Source organism: Pedobacter planticolens, from assembly GCF_014172375.1.
Classification (GTDB): domain Bacteria; phylum Bacteroidota; class Bacteroidia; order Sphingobacteriales; family Sphingobacteriaceae; genus Pedobacter; species Pedobacter planticolens.
In genome coordinates this window covers 747099-767512 of sequence record NZ_WNXD01000001.1, presented here as the reverse complement: position 1 = coordinate 767512, position 20414 = coordinate 747099, and the positions used below count along the sequence as shown (strand labels likewise).

Annotated in this window: 14 protein-coding genes; 2 read left to right on the top strand and 12 right to left on the bottom strand. The window is 34.6% G+C overall.

Features of this window, described 5'->3' with window-relative positions; all coding sequences use genetic code 11:
• Positions 1-4: 4 nt before the first annotated feature.
• From GM921_RS03300 to GM921_RS03260, 9 genes are all read right to left on the bottom strand, one after another.
• Positions 5-1657: a DUF5008 domain-containing protein gene (locus GM921_RS03300; RefSeq protein ID WP_182921188.1), complete on the bottom strand. Its 1653-nt coding sequence runs from the start codon at positions 1655-1657 to the stop codon at positions 5-7.
• Positions 1658-1740: 83 nt separating this feature from the next.
• Positions 1741-2520, bottom strand: a complete 780-nt coding sequence (locus GM921_RS03295) for a fasciclin domain-containing protein (protein WP_182921187.1) — start codon at positions 2518-2520, stop codon at positions 1741-1743.
• Positions 2521-2522: 2 nt separating this feature from the next.
• On the bottom strand, positions 2523-4031 hold the full coding sequence (locus tag GM921_RS03290) for a RagB/SusD family nutrient uptake outer membrane protein (RefSeq protein ID WP_182921186.1): 1509 nt from the start codon (positions 4029-4031) through the stop codon (positions 2523-2525).
• A gap of 17 nt (positions 4032-4048) precedes the next feature.
• The gene (locus tag GM921_RS03285) at positions 4049-7258 is read right to left on the bottom strand and encodes a SusC/RagA family TonB-linked outer membrane protein (protein ID WP_182921185.1); all 3210 of its coding nucleotides are present in this window, start codon (positions 7256-7258) and stop codon (positions 4049-4051) included.
• A gap of 1 nt (position 7259) precedes the next feature.
• Entirely contained in the window at positions 7260-8285 is a 1026-nt protein-coding gene (locus GM921_RS03280; RefSeq protein ID WP_182921184.1) for a DUF5007 domain-containing protein, read from the bottom strand.
• 11 nt (positions 8286-8296) lie between these two features.
• The gene (locus tag GM921_RS03275; protein WP_235969766.1) at positions 8297-8977 is read right to left on the bottom strand and encodes a fasciclin domain-containing protein; all 681 of its coding nucleotides are present in this window, start codon (positions 8975-8977) and stop codon (positions 8297-8299) included.
• Between the two features lie 24 nt (positions 8978-9001).
• Entirely contained in the window at positions 9002-10570 is a 1569-nt protein-coding gene (locus GM921_RS03270) for a RagB/SusD family nutrient uptake outer membrane protein (protein WP_182921183.1), read from the bottom strand.
• An 11-nt stretch (positions 10571-10581) separates the two neighbouring features.
• Positions 10582-13614: a SusC/RagA family TonB-linked outer membrane protein gene (locus tag GM921_RS03265; RefSeq protein WP_182921181.1), complete on the bottom strand. Its 3033-nt coding sequence runs from the start codon at positions 13612-13614 to the stop codon at positions 10582-10584.
• A gap of 1290 nt (positions 13615-14904) precedes the next feature.
• Positions 14905-15189: a hypothetical protein gene (locus GM921_RS03260; protein WP_182921180.1), complete on the bottom strand. Its 285-nt coding sequence runs from the start codon at positions 15187-15189 to the stop codon at positions 14905-14907.
• 326 nt (positions 15190-15515) lie between these two features.
• Here GM921_RS03260 and GM921_RS03255 point away from each other — a divergent pair, with 326 nt between their 5' ends.
• Both GM921_RS03255 and GM921_RS03250 read left to right on the top strand, forming a co-directional pair.
• Positions 15516-16340, top strand: a complete 825-nt coding sequence (locus GM921_RS03255; RefSeq protein ID WP_182921179.1) for a hypothetical protein — start codon at positions 15516-15518, stop codon at positions 16338-16340.
• Positions 16341-16498: 158 nt separating this feature from the next.
• Complete coding sequence (locus tag GM921_RS03250) at positions 16499-17386, top strand: hypothetical protein (protein WP_182921178.1); 888 nt, start codon at positions 16499-16501, stop codon at positions 17384-17386.
• A 206-nt stretch (positions 17387-17592) separates the two neighbouring features.
• Here the strand turns inward: GM921_RS03250 and GM921_RS03245 are convergent, their stop codons facing one another.
• From GM921_RS03245 to GM921_RS03235, 3 genes are read right to left on the bottom strand one after another with little or no spacing between them, the layout of a single operon-like run.
• Positions 17593-18318 carry a superoxide dismutase gene (locus GM921_RS03245; protein WP_182921176.1) on the bottom strand — a complete coding sequence of 242 codons (726 nt, stop codon included), beginning with the start codon at positions 18316-18318 and terminating at the stop codon, positions 17593-17595.
• Complete coding sequence (locus GM921_RS03240) at positions 18315-19496, bottom strand: chromate transporter (protein WP_182921174.1); 1182 nt, start codon at positions 19494-19496, stop codon at positions 18315-18317. Before GM921_RS03240 ends, GM921_RS03245 begins: the two co-directional genes overlap by 4 nt.
• Positions 19497-19543: 47 nt before the next feature.
• Positions 19544-20395 (bottom strand): chromate resistance protein ChrB domain-containing protein, encoded by an 852-nt coding sequence (locus GM921_RS03235; RefSeq protein WP_182921173.1) that lies wholly within the window; start codon positions 20393-20395, stop codon positions 19544-19546.
• Positions 20396-20414 lie beyond the last annotated feature (19 nt).

Here is a 20414-nt window from a genome sequence, read left to right as displayed (position 1 = left end):
AGCGTTATGGTTTCAATGTAATACGAAGTATACTTTTAAAGGTTTTATTATCAAACCTTGCAAAAAAGCCGACTAGTGTAACTTTGGTATTAACTCCCGAAGTTGTTTCAATCATTTTATAAATGTTGCCTATAAATTGACCAGTGTTATTATAACCTGCAGCTAAAGATCCATCGGCATTTATAATCATAAATCCTTGACGAACTATACCGTTATAGGTTTTAAAACTACCTGAAACAATGATTTTACCGCTATTTAACTGACCAGCATAAGTTGGTGTGCCTGTGGTAATTGTACCAAAATTGAATGTTGGTGTTAAGCTTCCGTTTAACTCTAACATAGCTACTCCTTGTTTGGCGCTACCGTTAAAATTTTTAAATAAACCAGCAACCATAATTTTATTGGTAGTTGCATTGTACGTAATAGAACTGATATCATTATCTGCACCACTACCTGTATTAAAACTCGCATCAACAGATCCATCTAAATTAATACGAACGATGTGGTTAGCTGGTTGTCCGTTAAATGTGGTAAATTCTCCTACTAAAACTAATTTTCCATCTGGCAATTGAATTGCATCTCTTATGCTACCATTTCCTGCAGCTGGACTTTGTTTGGTGGTTGAATTATAATGAAAGGTTAAGTCTAAATCACCTTCATCAACAGGATTGGCCTCGTTAATTTTTAAACAAGCCATTTGATTCATTTTAACAACGTCTCCTATTTTAGTATCATAAGTAGATCTTTCATAAAAACGTCGAACATAATATTGGAAGCTACCTACTATATATACTCGGTCGCCAAATACAAATGATTTTTTAATAGACCCTATTACTCCACCATTAAAGCTTGGTACAGTATCTCTATTTTTAGATAATACATTAGGCGTTGGGTTTATTACATCAATAACAGTACTATCTAGTGTGCCATTACTATTTAACCTAGTAATACCAGAAATATTAATACGGTTTGGTCGTGTAGAATTAAAGCTAGTAAAATCTCCTGATACAATGTATTTACCGTTATTAGCGCCATTGGTTAACCGAGTTACCGTATTTATTACGCCATTAGCTCCTTTACCAAAGTTAACAGAATTCACATCGCTAGGTACTGGAGCAATATAAGTCCCGTTCGGATCAATTTGGGCAATTGCTCCATTGGGAATTTTTTCAGTCCAACGATTATCAAAGTTATTAAATGAACCAACCACAAAAGAATTACCATTTGCCAATGTTGAAATATCATTTATTGATGACACATAGATATTCGCATTATTATCACGGTAGGTAGCTCCATTTGTTTGGAAAGTGTTATCTATACTTACTTTTCCATCTATATTAAGTACTGGGCCAAAGAAAGTTTGTTCTTTAGTAACCACTGATAAACCACCTGTACTTGCATTTGTTGGTACTACAATACGAATTGTACTATCAGTTAAATTCAGCACAGTTGCTTCAATTTCATTTACATAAAATTTATAGTCGTTTTCGTATTTCTTTACCCCTCTTACGAAAACAGTTACTTCTGAACCTTGTGTAGCTAATGCTGGATCAGGTAAAGTATTGTCAAACTTAATACCTAGTGGTTGTTTACCACCAGCGTATGGATCTTCGCCAATCACCTCTTTCTTTTTGCAAGAATAGATAGTCAAAGCCATTAATAGTATTAAAGCTGAGCTTAAACGGGTTATATTTTTGTAATTATTAAACATAGTTTGCGTTATAATTAATCTATTAATAATTAAGGAGTTACAGGTAAAATACCATAAGATTGTACCGTATTGATAAACAAGTTGGTACTAAAGCCAAAGTTGTGTTTGCTATACGTAAATGAGCCAAAAGCTGCTTCTTGTGCTAGCACATGTACAATACCATTAGTTGGTGCAATATCTGAACTTGCTACTGGAATGTTGATTAAGCCAACTTTAGGATCTGCGTAGTTTGGAATATAAGCGATATACAGCTGACGATAACCTGCATATTTTACTCTTGATTTTTCTACACCGTTTTCATCGTAAACTACTGCATCATTAAAGCGTACACCAATATTCATAGTTCTACCGCCAATTGAGGTATACCCCTGACCAGGAAATGCAGCCATGTTTAAGGTATCAATTTGAGGATAGTCTTTAAGTTTATTGGTTCCTTTAAAGATATATTGCGATAAAATTTCTTTCCAAGCTGCTGGCTTAATCTGCTCTAGTTTAGCTACAGTATCTCTACCATTCTGTCTAAGATAAAGATTAAGACCTTTTACAGATTTATAAATTGATGAACTGGTTGGTGCAAAAAACGTTACATTTTCTTTATCCAACACATCATTCATTCCTGCAATTGCAATTACCTTGGTTAAGGTATCAAAGTATACTGGTTTTGATTTTAGGAAGGCCAAAATACTTCCATTAAAGGTGCCTTTTGCTGTACCACTATCAAAATAGTATTTGTCTTTTTGGCAAGCGGTAAACAATGTAATGCTTACAGCAACTAAAATGATTGCCTTTATAGTTAGTTTATTTTTCATTGTTATCTCCAATAATTTAAAGTCATACCTGGGTTCTCTACAAATGCAGATTCATCAATTTTCCATGTCCAAGCGCCAGCATTAAAAGCACTTACGCTAATTGGAGATGCACAAAATTTAGAGTCGCATATTCTTTTAGTTCTTACCAAATCATAATAATACTGGCCTTCGCCCATAAACTCTCTTACGCGTTCAAGGTAAATGTCATCTTTTAATTGATCTCCTCCTGATGTAATATTAGTAGCACTAGCACGCTGCCTTACTTTATTCAAGTAAACTTGTGCATCTGTATCTTCCCCCAAATTGGCAAGTGCTTCTGCAGCTAGTAAATACGCATCTGATAAACGGAAAATAATGATGTCATCATCGTTTTGTACCGTAATATTATTTACGTAAGTATTAGCGAACTTTTTAAATTGAAATGTATTGTTATTTATAGTTCTGTTTTCAAACCAAAGGTCTTTTCTAGCATCAGGTATACCATCACTATAAATTTTATCCATCCAAGTTTTTTGATAATATCCTCTACTGGTTATAAAAGTTGTTTGTCCTAAATAAGGATAGTGACTTAATACATAGCCCAAATTAGCGTAGGTAGAAAATTTCTCTCCATTATTAAAGCTTTGATACACCTCAAACAAACTTTCTTTAGTACGACCTTTAAATAGTCTCTTATTGTCTTCTTGAGTATAAGGTATTAATGCGTAATCTGTTGAACTACTAATTTCTACACCAAGTTGTTTTACAGCTGTGTAGTATTTTTGTTTATTAGCTTCTCCATCAAAACCAGCAGCCCACATGTTCATGTGCATTAACAAAGCAATAGCTCCACCTCTCATAGCTCTTACCCCAATTAATGATGGATCTGAATAGGTCCATGGTAAATCTCCTTTTACCGCTTCCATATCAGCTATGCATTTATTTAAAACCTCTACCATTGGTGTTCTAGGTAATGCCTTTGTGTTCAAAGCATCTGTATTATAAGGCACATCGCCATATAAACGCACCAAGAAAAAATAACACATATTTCGCATAAACACCGCTTCTGCTTTATATTTTTTAATTTCACTTGCGCTTAATACTCCTGATGGCATTTCATCTATTTTCTTGTACAGCAAGTTTGATGAAGCAATGATGTCGTAAAATGGTTTCCACAACGTCATGTTTTTAAATGTCCAACCAATTGTCCATTGAGTTCTGGCAGGATTAGTAGCAGTTGGTGAGGCAAAATTTTCTAAACCATATATATCATTATTAGCGAGGTAAAAACCATACGTACCATCGGTTGTAGAAATTGGTGCCGAACGTAAATCTCCTACCGTCATAAGGCCACCACTAACCTTGCTTCTAAATTGGGCGTATAAACCATTTGTAAAGGTTTCTACATCTTTTTGAGTTTGCCAAAAATTGTTACCAGAAAGTGCATCTGTTGGTACAATATTTAGGAATTTTTTACAACCAGTGCTCGAAAGCGTTAAGATTGCTAAAAGTATAATTGTATATTTTTTCATTATCAATAATTGAAAAATTAAAACTCGATGTTTAAATTAAATACGAACGTTCTTGGGTTAGGATAGCCACCAGAGTAATCTCTACCTAATGCAGTTACGTTTTCTGGATTTGGACCAGAATAATTAGTCAACATAAATACATTATTTACTGTACCACCTAATACCACTCTATTCATTCCGTAACGGTTGGTGAATTTTTGATTTAAGGTATAGCCCAATGAGATATAGTTCAGTTTAAAGTAAGATCCATCTTCTTGAAACAACGTTTGAGCAAAACGATATGGATTAACGATACTGCTTCTCAAATAATCGTATGGATTTGGATAAACTGCATTTTGACCAACACTTTTCCAGATATCGTATTGGCTAAGTGGCACTAAACCGCTTAATACAAAAGGATTGTTAAATGCCTGGAATTGCGAAGCCAAAGCATTGTTTAAGATATCTCTACCTAAAATCCCTGTACCTTGTACTTGTACACTGAAATTTTTGTATCTAAAATCTACAGTTACCCCTCCACTAAAACGGATTTGAGAGTTACCTGCATCAACTAAGTCATAATCATCAAGTATATAATCACCGTTTACATCGGTATATCTTGGATCACCTGCTCTAAAATAATTTAATACTCCACCTAAAGATCCATCACCATTACGAGCTCTGTATCTTAACCCAGTTAAAGGATCTACAGGTACATCGCTATTATTAGCATATACACCTTTGGTATTGTAAATAAAGTTGGCAAGTGCATTTGCACCTACTGATTTTAGAATAGCCTGACCAGTAGTAGGATCAAATCTTATACTTTGACGTACGCCATTAGGTAAAGCTGCTAAATAATCGTGGTTAATAGCACCATTTACACTCACAGTTAATCTTGCTTTGCTCGAATTAGGCAAAAGACTTCCTGTTAAGGTACCTTCATAACCAATGTTTACTAAAGCTTCTTCATTTGTAGTAATCTCGCCAAAGCCGCTTGTATTTGCTAATACTTTGGTTCCAAATAAATTATCGGTTTGTTTATAGTATGCTTCGAAAGTACCTGTTATTCTGTTTTTCAGTATCCCGAAATCAAATGCAAAGTTTAAGGTTGTATTTTTTGCCGGCTGTAAATTAGTATTTGGCGATCTACCACTCGAAATACCTACTGTTTGTGTGCCATTGTAATTACCTAAGTTTAAGTATTTTCCATAAACATCGTAAACATTACCACTTGGTTGTAATACTGTACCATAACTTAAACGAATTGAGGCATAATCTAACCATTTCTCAACTTGGCTTGCCATGAAAGACTCATTATTAATGTTCCAACGAACACCTATAGATGGACTTTTGGTATAACCAGCATCAGGACCACTTGATGAGCTCCCATCTAAACGATAAGAGGCATCTAATACATATCTACGTTTGTAGTTGTATTGAAAACTTCCAGCAAATGCTACAGAACGTGATTGATTGAAATTGTCTAGTGTACCTCCTAATGAAGTAAGATAATCATCAACACCAACAATTGGGCCTCTTAAATAATCGTTTACAACTTTATTATTTTTAATTACATCTGCCTTAAAGTTAGATGAGCTGGTTTCATTAAACACATAGGCTAAAAAGTTATGTGCATCATCTCCTGCTTTATCTTTTATAGAAAACACATATTGCAATAAATTTCTATTGTAAACTGCATTTTTAACACTATTGTAAGCAAATAAAGAAGAACGATCTCCATTAATGGAAGCTGGTAAGAAATTATCTTCAGTACCTGTATTAAAGGTATAATTGAAGTTTGAAGTTAAACTCAAGTTTTTAATAAACTCGTATTTTAACTCAATCGTATTCGTTAAATCAATTGTTTTATTATCATTATCGGTAGTTACCGCTCCTAATACTGAGTTAATTGCAGAGTATTGGGATGGAGAAGGCAGCAATGATGATGAAGCACCACCCGTAGCAATACCCGTGTTAAACAAACCGTTACCACTACCTTTTTGCTGTTTACCTAATGCTCCATTAATGGTTGCATAGAGTTTAAACTTTTGATTAGGCATGTACTGCATGTTCATCCTCAAGGTAGACCTATCAAAACCTGTGTTTTCTTGAATACCTTTTTGTTTAAAATAACCGAAGTTCACTTTATAATTAAAGGATGGATCACCACCTGCAATGTTTAAATTGTGTGTTTGATTGTAAGTAGTTCTGTAGAAATACGATTGCCAGTTTGTTGAATTGTTGTAATACGCATTTAAACTATCTGCAATAAATGGAGTTCCATTAATTAAACCTAATGCATGATAATAACTTGTATCACTCGCTAAAATTTGAGCAATACGTAAGCTACGCTCATCAACACCACCAATAACAGAACGCAATTTTGGTACGGCACTTACAAAGAACTGGCCATTATACGTAATTACTGGAATTTTAGAATTACCTCTTTTTGTGGTAATTAAGATAACTCCATACGCACCACGAGAACCATATAAAGCAGTTGCAGAAGCATCTTTTAATACTTCTATACTCTCTACATCTTGTTGTGGTATTAATGAAATTGGGCTTACGCCTGGTCCTGCAGATTGAAAACCGTAGCTAAAATTTTGGTTATCATCTACTGGCACACCATCAACTACAAATAATGGCGAAGTAGGCTGTAAATACGCGTCATTACCCGAACCAGAAATACTAGTACTAGATAAACCACGAATAGCCATTGAGCCTCTCATACCAGGAGAACCTGTATTTTGTTGGATGTTTAATCCGGCAACTTTACCTTGCAACATATCTGTAACACTAGCTACAGGTACGGCTTGTAAATCTTTTCCAGAAATCTTAACACTCGAACCTACCGAAGTTTCTTTGGTTTTGTTTACGTAACCAGATACCGTTACCTCTTTTAGGTTGTTGTTATCATTTTCTAGTTTAATAGTCAGCTTCGTTTTTCCAGCTACACTTACCTTAACGGTTTTATAGCCTATAAACGAGAATTCTAACACTGCATTATCAGGAACAGAAACAGCGAATTCGCCTTCTGAATTGGTAGTTCCTATAGCTCTTCTATCTAATAAGATATTCACACTTGGAATACCACCTTGATTGTCGGAAACAGTACCCGTAACCGTCTTTTTGGCTGGTGTTTGTGCTCTTAATTCTTGATTGAAGCCCAAGCACAGGCATAGTAAGGTAATTATGTAAATATATCTCATATTCAATAAATTAATTTCTTTCAGGTTTTTCATATTAATCATTTATGAATTTTGGACGTTCCGTTTTAAACCAAAATATAATCGTCCAATTGCCCTGTTCGAAAATATTAAAGTTCATTCCTACCAAAGCGCTTTCTCTTACGTTTCCAAAACCTTGACGGTCATATCTAAAATATGCTTTAGCTTGCCCTCCACTTGATGTGGTATATTTTGTTGGAAATGGTGCAAGAGGGATTGGATAAGCGACATCATATTTTACAGAATCGCTATTTTTAACCATATTGAAACCGTGAACTAGATTTGCCCAATCTGTAGTAGCAAACTTATTAGGGTCGATAACTTGTTGTAATGTATCTACGAATTTGAATGAAAGAGAGTTACCAGGAGCATTGTTCTTTTTAAACTGAATCTCTATGTCAGTAGGATTTAAATATCTTCCTGTTTTTTCGCCTCTAATGTTACCCATTATAGATGGATATACACCAGTATTTGTTCCTTGACCTGTGGTTAAATCTGAGTAAGAAGGCTCAAAAGGGCGTTCTTTAAACGGACGTAATTTCAAATCTTTATAGTAACGACGACCACCAGAGTTAGAAACTTCAACATCAAATACATAACCTGAATCTGGCTGTACTTTTACAAAGTTTGAATTTGCTTTACTCCACATTAAAAACTGACCAGAGTGTTCGCGAATTTCAAATAGCTGATGATTTTCTAGTTTACGTTTCGCTTCTATTTCTGCAATCGATTTCTCTGTTCCATCGTAAGCTGATTTCCAAACTTGAACAGGAAAAAACTCTGTTAATTCTGGTGCTGGTTCGCCTGTGAACCTACGCATGTTTACAATTTTAAAATTAAGAGGTACAGAAGAACTTCCTACATAGAAATTATCAGAAAATAAGGTATTACGCCCTAAAATCGGTTGATAATTGTTAACTATAAATTGAGAATCACTACCTAAAGAAAGTCTTTCATCAGGTATGTTCTTTTTACAAGCGGTAATAAATAGGATGCTTAAAAGCACTAAGCCTATTAATGATGAATATTTTTTATTGTTCATTATTTTAAATCTTAATTATTAACCCTACTTACAAATTCGTTAAAACCATAATCATGCAATGGTGCCAAAATATTGATTACTCCATTTTTAGCTTTAATATTTACCGCATTGGTACTTGATCTCTGCCAATATTTTTCGAAAATGTTATTTTTTGGATCACTATAAGTAATAGATTGCGGTCCACCGTCAACAAAACCAGATGCATTTAGTCTACTATATTGAATGTGCATTGGATAAGCATATTTAACACTTGTGTATAATATACCATCAGCAAATGGAGCATAAGCTTCAGTTGTTCTGCTGCCTCTTATAATATATCTACACATTAAAATATCTAGCTGACTTAAATCACAATCTTTTAAATACAAAGGCGTTTTGCCTTGATCTTTTCTTAAAATATTTAGATTCTTGATTGCTGCTTGAAAACTAGCATTTGTAGGTGCAAAAAAGGTGATACTTTGGTTAGTTAAGGTATCTTTTAAATCCGGTAGTCTATTTAAAACTAACAATAGCGAATCAAATGTATTTGGTGGTTGAGCTTCCAAATATTTCAATACAGTACCATTAAATTCCTTTACGTTATTGTTATAATCGTAATACTCCGAATCTTTTTTACATGCAGTAAAGGTCATGCCTATCAAAACCAATACTAAAACTGGCCACTGCAAAAATTTTCTATTTCTATTTATCATCTTTATTTTGAATGATTTATACCACTAATTCCAATAAGGATTTTGTTTAATTTGAGGGTTGGCGTTTAAGATATCTCTTGATACTGGCCAATAAATACCATCATTAGCAATTAATGCGTTAAATGCTGTGTTGTTCTTTTTGATTTTGTTATATCTAACCAAATCATACCAGCGCCAGCCTTCGCCCATCAACTCTCTTCTTCGCTCTGCAAAAATTGCATCCACTAAATCTGTTGTCGAGTTTGATAAATACGGAGATGTACCTCTTTGTGCAGACGCCTGATTTAAAGCGTTAATAGCATCATTACGAAAACCTAAAACCGCTAAAGCTTCTGCTCTTAATAATGTAACCTCTTCAATTCTGGTAAACAATACTGCCGAAGTGAAAAAGGCAAGATCGCCACTGGTTTGTGCAGCACCAACAACCTTTATTTTACTAAACAAAGGACGCTCACTAGCATAATTTGTAAAATAATTGGTGCGGTAAAGATTAGTTAACGGATCAATACTAAAACGTAAATCTTTACTGTCTGTAAATGCTCTTCTAATGGTATCTTTCGGCACATACATTTCTGGATATTCTTTTAAGATTAATGGTTTTGCTAGTGTTAACTGCTCTATATGACCATTTGCAGTAGCTTCTCCATTACCATACTCAAAACCAAAACCTACAATTTGTACAGCACGTTTAAATGCAAATGGACTGTATCCGTTAACATTTTCGGTAAGCTCATCTGTGGTAATATATTTTACACCAAAGCTTCCATCACCGTTAAGTTGTGAGGTATTATCTACAAAGAATTTTGTATAAACTTCGCAATCTAAATAATTGCCTTGCCATGCTGCAATGTGTGCTAAAATAGCATAAGCTGATAATTTTGTAAGTAATACACCATTCCAAGTACTCCAACCACTGCCATAATATAAGCCAGGGAAAATTGGATCTGAACCACCATATCTAAAAGGCAATACTTTAACTGCTAATAACAATTCTGAAGTAGCAAAAGCTAATACCTTATCTTTAGATGTACGAGGATGTGTATTAAAATCACCATCGTGAGAAGTGGTTAACAATGGAACATCACCCCAAATACGAGTCATATAAAAATAAGCAAATGCTCTCATTGCTCTAGCTTGAGCAACGTCTACCTGATTATTAATTGGTGTATAACGTGGGTCATTTGCTACAATTTCGCGTGAACGCTCAATAAACAAACTAGCAGCATTTATTACTGAATAAAATCTTCTCCAGTTAGAAATTCTACCTAATACAGGATAAGATGCATTCAATTCTCCATCAATAATCGATTTTAAATCTGCACGATTGGTAGAAACGAAATCTCCTTTTCTTAAATCCCCAATTAACCAATGGGTATTATCTGCAACCATTGCTGTACGCATTAATGTGTACATTCCTATCAATGCACCTTTTGCATCTTCCTGGTTTTTCCATAAGTTTTCTTCGGCAGCCAATCTTGTAGACTGAACATCGAGGATTTTTTTACATGAAAAATTAACAGTGGTAACGATGATTAACGATAGCGCAATTAAAAATTTATTTAATTTAACGCCTTTATAGTTTAATGATATCATAATTTGCGCTCCTATAAATCTAATTTTAAACCTAATGTGAAAGTTCTGGCAATAGGTAAGCTGGTACCATCGTAATTACCATTATAATTGATTAGCTCGGGATCTGTACCAGAGAAATTCGTAATTGTCAATAAATTACTTCCTGTTACATATAAATAAGCTCTTCTAAATCCTAATTTGGCATTAGAAACAAATTTTGCTTTAGTTAAATCATAACCAAGTGTTACCGAACGAAGCTTTACATAAGAAGCATTTTCTAAAAACAAATCTTGATCTAAACGATAAGGAATAACGTTACTCCACACATTGTAGATTGGATAACTTTTTAAGTTATCGCTAGTTTGCCAAGAGGTAATTTCTTTAACAGAGTTGATATCACTTGCAGATTCTCTATTTACAAAATCATATCTACCAGCATCAAACTGGTTAATCGCTTTTTGTCCAAGAGCAAAGAAGAAGTGGAAATTCAGATCAAAGTTTTTATAACTGAAATCGTTTATCCATCCGCCAGTTACTTTTGGCATTCTATCTCCAACAAATTGCTTATCTGCATCGGTAATGTTATAATCACCATTATAATCAACCCATTTCGGATCACCAGCTTTAAGCGCTAAACCATTAAAGGTTAGTTTTTTTCCAGTAGAGCTAGATGGAACTTCTGCAGTTGTATTGTATATACCATTATTAGTGTATAACCAATATGCACCTACCGATTGTCCTACTTTTAACTTATTATCGCCAATTACCAATTCATCTAATCCACCTGGCAATGCAGTTAATTTGTTTTTGTTATAATTTAAATTAACAGCAGTTGTCCAACTAAATGCTTTTTCATTTTGAAGAACATTGGCTGTAAGCGTTAAATCAACACCTGTATTGTTAATCTCCATTCCGTTTTTATAAATGCTGGCATAACCACTCTCTGCAGATAAAGGAATATTTAACAGTTGGTTTTTATCATCTCTTTTATAAAAAGTTACAGCTGCACTCAACTTATTATTTAACATAGTTGATGATGCTGAGATATTTAAGCGATCTGAATAAGGCAAGGTTACACCATAACCTACCCAACCGGTATTATAAGGACGTGAAATTCCTTGGAAACCACCAAACGTTGGAATGGTTGGTTCTTCATTCCATCCATATTCTGTACGGTATTGAGGTCCAGCTCCGAAACGATCATCCAAAAATATTTTAGCAGTCCTACCCCAAGATGCACCTACGGTTAACTCGTTAAAAAATTTGTTTTTACTTAACAATTGGTTTTTCAAATTCCAATCTGCACTAAATGCTGGTGTAGTAATCCAACGGCTATTAGGCTGCCCATTAGAAGAACCATCTCTTCTTACTACAGCACCTAAGCTTACTAAATCTTTGTAGTTGTATTTTACAGTACCAAAAAATGAAACTAAACTGTTTTTCATTTTATCAGAATACCTAAATAAATAGAAATTCTCAATTGCATTTAAGTAACCAGGATCGGTATTTTTAATATCTCCTTTTACTACGTTAATTTTAATGAAATCACTGTTTCCATTATATCCGCGAGCATAATTATACTTATAAGCATCACCTTGTAAAGATTGACCCAATTCAAATTTGAAAGAGTGATCTTTGTTCAAGTCGTACGAATAACTTAACAAGTTATTTAAGCCAAAACGTTGGTTGAAACCAAAAAATCCAGAAACATAATTAACTCCATCCATCAACGTTGTTGGATAAAATGCATCTCTTAATCCTTCGTTATAATCAAATACAACTGCAGTATTGAAACTCAGTTTTGGCATCAATTGCAGGTTTAGGGCTAATGAGCCATTCAATAAGTTATTTCTGTTATCATCAACAACTTTCGAATACTCATTTAAAAACAACTGGTAGTTATCTTTATTTGGTGATAATGGATTAGAAAAATCTGGTAGGTATCTTACTTCTGCAAAACGATCGCGTAAACTTCTATTTCTATCCCTATCCATTCTAGCAGCATTTAAGAAACTAGATACAGTCATCCACTTAAATGGCATCATGTTAATAGCAAAATAGGCGTTGTATTTATCTAAGGCAGTTTCATCTGCATTGCTAGCACTTTTTTCAGCAGTTCCGTAAAATCTGAAATTTGCACGCTCATTACCACCTGTAATACCTAAGTTAACTCCATAAATGTTTGCATTTTTATAATACAAATCATTCCAGTTTGATTTACCGAAGTAATCAAGGTTGGTAGAGTCTCTTAAGAAACTAGCATAATTATCATAATTAGCTTGAGTTGCGTATTTTTTGTAAAATGGCGTGCGAAAGTTATTTTCGAATACACCATTTACAGTTTGAACATTATTTGCAGGTACTATGCCTACATATGAGTTTAAACTAATCTCTCTTAAACCGCTCTTTGCTGCTTTAGTAGTAATCCAAATTGCGCCATTAGCTGCATTGGGACCTAACTTTGCTAAAGAAATCGGATCTTTTAATACTTCAATAGATTGGATATTATCGATATCTATATTGGCCAATAAATTTGTTGCAGGGCCTATTCTGTTATAATCGTACTTCTGTACATCATAAGCAAATGGATTATCCTGTACCAAATACACTCCGTTTACATAAACAGCAGGTTGTACATTGTAAATATCCTTTTTTGTAAAAATTGGAGCCGAAGTTCCTTGAATGATCATACTTTGTTCTGTACCAGGCTCTCCGGTAGTTTCTTGAACATATAGACCAGCAACATTACCTTTTAACATTTGTTGCAAGGAAAGGTTAGGCACACCTCTTGAAGACGATACGCGTAGCGAATCTCTATTAATTTTAAATTGACTTTTGAATGCTGTGTTTTTACCTAGTACAGTATCTACAGCAATAGAATCTTTAGCTAGCTTACGCTTTTTGTTGGTATCAATAGCAACAACTTGCTTGTTTTCTAAATGCGAAATACTTGTTAAGGCACTTTTTAATGAGTTTACCTCTACATAGGCTTTGGCCTGAGCATTTGGAAAACAAAAAAAAGATACTAACAAAGCACATAAAATGCTTGTAATGATTTTAACCATTTGATTAGTTTTATTAAGTTTTAGTATTTGAGATGAAAATGCAATTGCTAAAAGAGTGGCAAAGAATTGTATCTACTTGAGATTTTTAAAGACAGCAGTGTCTGGGAACAAAGAGTAAAATTTTTGATCATTCGGGTTGGGTTTAGGTTTGGTTAATTATTAATTCTTAGCGCAAAAAAGAAATGCTTAAGAACGATTAGTTATTGTTTGTTATCACCTTGGTTAGAGGTTTCATTTGTGTGTGCTTTGTAATTATTAACTGGCAATTAAATTCCTTATTAGTTATGCAGTAATAAAATATTTGGTTATTCGTTGTGGTTTGTTAATGCAAGGTATGTAATACGAAAGCACACTTTTTTATTTTTCATAGCGCAAACGTTTGTTTAAAAAACTAGAACATAACGGAATTGTGACCATGAAAATGGCTTGAGAGTTATGTAATTCCAATGATTTTTAAGGGCTATTTTTTTAATGAATAGCACAGACGAAAAAAAATGCTCGATGTAGATTAATCTTAATCTCTGAAAAGGCTTATTTATAGCATTTTAACTCTTATCTAAACTGTATATCCAAATGCTATTGAAAAGAGAATTTAACAAAATTTAACAAACTGAATGCAAACGTTTGTTTTATAAGAAATTATTGAAACTATTTTGATGTTTTATGCATTGATTGTAGTTGAATACATTTAGCTAATGTACGCTAGAGCTATACATTATATCATTTTTTAGCTGTTTTCGCTAAACTTCAATTCATAAAGCTTTATAAACAATTATACTATTAACAACACTAACCATCTCTCTACTAAAAGAATAGATTATTTAGTATTTGCTAGCTTAAGCTACCCATCTTAAACCAACAATGCGACGTTTTTAATGAACAATGAACTTTTGTTCATAAACATTTTGTTTTTGTTCTTGAACATTGAACTTTTGTTCATGAACATTAGACTTTTGTTCTTGAACATTGAACTTTTGTTCTTGAACATTAAACTTTTGTTCATGAACATTAGACTTTTGTTCTTGAACATTGAACTTTTGTTCTTGAACATTAAACTTTTGTTCTTGAACATTAGACTTTTGTTCATGAACATTGAACTTTTGTTCTTGAACATTAAACTTTTGTTCATGAACAAATTGGTTTTTGTTAACGCTAAATTAGTAGCATTAAAAAGACTAGCGTGTATGCTATCTTAAAACTAATGGGGTAAACCAGCTTTTTCTTTTAGTAGTAGAACAACTAAAAATTGTAGGCTCTTTTTAAGATTAAATAGGGTATAATTATTTTTAATTATTTACCCAGCTCTTCGAGTTTTTCTTTGATAGGTCTAAAATATTCTTCATCATCAAGATGCGCACCTTTTGGTTGTTCAAAACGCTGTATTTTTCCGTCATCTTTCTTGTAAAAACTACCTAAATCTTCACCATCAAGGTTGATATGGTAATTCTGACCATCTTTAATGACAATAACATGTGCCAGCTTCTGTTTGATAAGGATATCAAAAATGATTTTTTCTCCTTTAATGTCACTTTCTTTAATCGCAATTGGCGTTTCTATTTTCTTGTCACCTTTCATAGCTTTTTAATTTGCTTATAGATTAACAACGATGTCGATAATTTTGTTTCCCTTCCCTCTTTTGATAGCTATCGCAGCTTTAGAATAAAATAACATCAATCGAATGAAACTTAACAAAAAGGATAAAAATTTTCTTTCTAAGAAACATCCATACCCAAAAAGTCAGCCATAAGAGTGAGCTAAACCTCCAAATAATCATTAGACCAATAAAAACTACCCCTTAAAGATGATTTTTTAAGTCTTAAGACAGCTATACCTTTGTTTTATAAATAGTTAACAACAAATCATCCCAGATTTTCCAAACAAAACATTCAATCCCTTTTAAAATGAAACAAAAAGCCATTTATTGTCTATTGGCAACAGCTACGATATTTTCATCGTGCAAAAAGAACATCTTTCGCAAAGCCGTAATTCAAACGGAAATGTTAAATAACCAATCTTATGTTGGCTCTCGTCTTACTCAGATTGTCACCTCAATAGGTGACACTACTGTACTGCAGTACGGAGACGGTGAAAAACTAAAAAGAACACTACAGTATACTTCAGATCATAAATCAAGAAAAAGAACACTCAACTGCATTAGAACATTTAGCTATGATAAAGAGGGCCGACTTATTAAAACAATTGTAGAAAACCAGTACGATAAAGAAAACCTGAACATCTATCAATACAGCTACATCGCTAATCAGCTTTCTACCTATACTCTTTCTACAATGAATATCCAAGATCCAAGACAGCCAGTATTAACGCTTAACTTCAGTTACAGCTACCACTACTCGGGCGGGCGTCTATCTAGCTATTCCATTAGCAATGGCATAGGTGAAACCATAATGGAAAGTGCTTACAACTACAGCAGCAATGGAAAGAACACTATTATTACTGGCAGCAATAGGCAACCAGGACTTCCTGAAGAAAGATTTGCAACTGAACTCTTTGGAGACATTGCTGATCCTTCTGCAATCTTTATTCCTGGCGCAGTAAAACCTAGCACGCTGTTAACTAGAGATTTTGCTTACACTTCTGATATCACCGGCAAGTTTATTCAACACTACAAGACCGATACTAAAGGAAGGGTAATTTCTGTAGAAACTAGCTATCCATATCAGGTTGGCGTAAAGTCAAAAACCTGCTATATCTATGAATCAATCTAGTAAAGGTAGTCCTAAAAGACTAACAGTAAATAGCCATAATACTGCTCTTTATACCCCAAAAAGACGATTTTTTGGCAACCGTGTATCGCTAACTTTGAATAATCAAGTGATATGCTTGTAGAAAATTTCACCTAATAGCTCAACTTAAATCACACTAGATGATAGAAATAGAAATTGAGAAAAAAATACAAGCTATTCTCAGAAAAATTTACATAGAAGATGAGGGTATATTTAACTCAAACCGTGAAAGAATAGAGCGAATTATTAAACCAACGTGCTCAAGAAGCGACTTTGATTTATTAGAAAGTAGAGGACTGACCCCTAATAGATTCGAAACTTTTGAACATGATAATGCACTTGAAAGACTGCTAACTTTTCAATATGATCGTAAAGTAACTTTAGAATATGTTGCTTCACTTTTCCTAAAAGGACTAACAGGAGAACTATTACGTGGCCGTCAACCGTTGATGAGTTTTACTTATATCAAAAACCTTAAGTTACACACTTTTACAGGTGATACTCACTGCACAGTTTGCGGGCTTCCCAAAAAAGAGTCGATTGACAAAACATACCAGCTTTACACCTATTATAGAGGGCAATCAACTAATCAAGACCCAATCAATTTCTTAATTGATTTAGAGGAAATTAGAAATTTTGACAACGTGCAAAGAAATGAGGCAGATAACCAGAAGGCCGCTGAACTTTTAGAGCTTATTCTGGCAAGTGAGCATTCAGAAGTTCCATGGGAACTGGAAAAAAGGATAGCAAAAAATAGCATCATTCCAGACGCGGATAGAGATAAAAGATATGGAATACTACAAACACTAGCTGAATGCGGCATTCTTGAAAATGACTTTATTCGTTCTAAATACGATGAATTTACTACCCAAATAGATATTTCAGATGCTTTAAAACTTGTTAGAACATCTCATCGTTCTAACATTCCGCTACCATATGGTGCGTGGCGAGGTACAAATGGCATCAATTTTAATAGATACCATGAAATTTTTGGGAAACAAGCCTCATCTTTTATAACTGAATTTTAATGTTTCTAAATCGAATACTCCTAAACAAATAAACTACCCTACTTCACCTACGAAAAACAGTAAAGGCTGAAATTGAAAGATTTTGGCCTTTTTGTTTAAAAAAGTTTTAGAACATTTTTTACGTTCGATGACGATGATTAGTTAAGAAATGAATTATAGTTTTGTTCTGCTATGCTATTGCTGATAATCGAATTGAGCTAAAATTGCTATCTCACCAACCTAAGTGCCGAATCCAATCTCATCGCAACGTTATCCCAATTAATAATATTGAAAAGCGCATCCACGAAATCTGGTCTTTTGTTCTTGTATTTCAGATAATAGGCATGTTCCCAAACATCAATCACTAGTATCGGGATTGCTCCCCATTGGGTTAGTTTCTCATGGTTTTCACATTGAAGTACAGTCAGACTATCGCTATAGGGCTGATAGGCTACTATGCCCCAACCGTTACCATCAACATTTTTTGCAGTTTCGACCATCAGTGATTTTAAACGTTCGAAACTTCCGAAGTTCTTATCGATCCTTTTAAGCAATTCGCCCTTTGGCTCGCTCTTTTTATTGATCAGATTGGTCCAAAAAATAGAATGTAGTACATGCGAAGAAAAATGATAGGACAGTTTTTTAGTCCAGAAATCAACTGTTTCGAGATTATTATCATCCAATGCTTTTTTAATCATTTGCATATCCTTGTTTGCTCCCTTCACTGCACCACCATGGTGAAAGGTATAGTGAAGATGCAAGGTTTCGGAATCCATATATGGTTCCAAAAATCCTTCGTTATATGGCAATGGCTGATGAAGATAGTTCCCATTAGCATCCACAAGCTTATCAATATCATTGCTAACAATGTTGTCTGAAAATGCATTAGAGGTTGGCAATACCAATCCTGCACCAGCCAATGCACCTGTTCTTAAAAAATCTGATCTTTTCATATCACTAATTTGATTATAATTCCCACAACAGCGGCGATTGCAATAATATAAGGCTCCTTTAATTTCTTAATATAAATTAACGAAAATATACTAGCAACAGCAATAAGCGCAGTTGGAATATCAGTGATACTTCTTGTGGCTATAACTAGAACTGCGCCTACAAGTGCTCCAACCACAACTGAAGTGATTCCATCTACAAATGCCTTGATACTCGCATTTTTTGCAATCTTCTTGAATGAAGGAGCTAAAGCAATGGTAAATAGATAGCAGGGCAAAAAAGTTGCAAAAGCGGCAACACATGCTCCTGGAAACCCAGCCACAAGATACCCTATAAATGCGACTGTAATTACAACAGGACCTGGAGTAATCATTGCCACAGCAACAGAATCAACAAACTCCTGCTCGTTCAGCCAACCGAATTGCTCAACAACTCCACCATGCAGGAAGGGAACAATAGCAAGACCACTACCAAATACCAAGGCTCCTGCCTTTAGAAAGAACCACCCGATTTCCTGAAGCGTCTTTCCTTCATATTGCCAAAATCCAGTTCCGACAATAAGGACTGATGGAAAGGCACTAGATTTTTTCAGCCACTTAGGTGGAGCTTTTACAAGCATATAAATTATACCGCAAGCAGTAAAAAGCAGAATGTCTTCTTTTTGAGTAATTACCGTTACAGCAATACCCACCACGTAAAACAACCATAAAAGCCATTTGCTCTTTAAGTCTAAAAGGGTAAGCTTACCAACGGACTTAATCGTTAACCGATAGGCGCTGATGGCAATAATTCCTATTACAGCAGCGCTCACACCATAAAATACAGCAAGCATCCATGGCAGCCCACTATAAAGTTTATAGGCCATTCCTAACAGCACTACCATGATAAAGGATGGCAGCACAAAAGCGAGCCCTACAAGTGTTGCCCCGAGAAATCTGTAATGTACAAAGCCAATGTAAATACCCAGCTGTGCTGCCAAAGGACCTGGGGCAAGTTGTGCCAATGCCAAGCCTTCCTTATACTCTTCTTCGGTAATCCATTTTTTGTTCTCGACAAGATCGGTATTCATGTAACCAACTAGTGCAACAGGACCGCCAAAACCCCAGGTACCGAGTTTTAGGAAATAGATAACCAAGTCACTAAGCGTGTATGATAATTTTTCTTCAACATATTTCTTCATGGCTTAAAAATACCTATGAGAAATAAGCCTAAATAGAACCGATTTAACTATTTTGTATTCTTTTTACCTTTCGTTGCAATTTTTCTGTAGGCTGAGGGACTTTCACCAGTCTGTTTTTTAAATATCCTAGTAAAATGGCTCTGGTCTGAAAACCCTGTGAGGTAGGCAATCTCGGTTAAGGAGTATGTTGTGGCTTCCAGTAGAGCAATGGCCTTATCGATTCGCATCTTACGGATATAATCTCCGAATGACAGGTTATCAAAGTATTTAGAGAATTCTCTTGAAAGATATGCAGAATTGATTTCTAGTTCGTCTGAGGCCTGCCTTAGACTAATGGACATGTTGGTATCCATCTGATCTTGTATCATTTCTCTAAGTTCCTTCGTCCAAGCTGGTGCCTTCTTCTTTCCCGTCTTAAGGTATTTATGGTAAACATCAAGTAGCAACTGTTCAACGGGAGCTTGTGTGTGTTTTTGATTAAATAGATACTTTGCCCAAGTGTACAGTCCATCATATACTTTCATACCAATTTCCAAAAGTTCATAGTCATCTTTGATATTGTGTGAAAGGCCAAGGAAGATCGCGGAAAGACCAGCAGCTTGCGGTGCAAAATCCAATCGATCCGTATCCGCTCCACGTATAATTGTAGCCAAACGGTCTAGTGCATCATCCTTAAGTTTATGCTTTTTTAAAAAATAGTCAAAAGTACACTGATCTTCATAGTGGCTATATTCTACTCCCGGCAAGTCAAAGGGTACTGCATCCAGTTCCTTAGCTTTAGCAATTACTTGATCGAATGGCACGTAGATAATTTCAGCATCAGTATCAATGAACCGCTTAATGAGCCATGGGCAGGCAATTCGGTCAATCTTGGGATGTTCACGTGTAATCCATTTCATAATGCTATGGGTTTCAAAA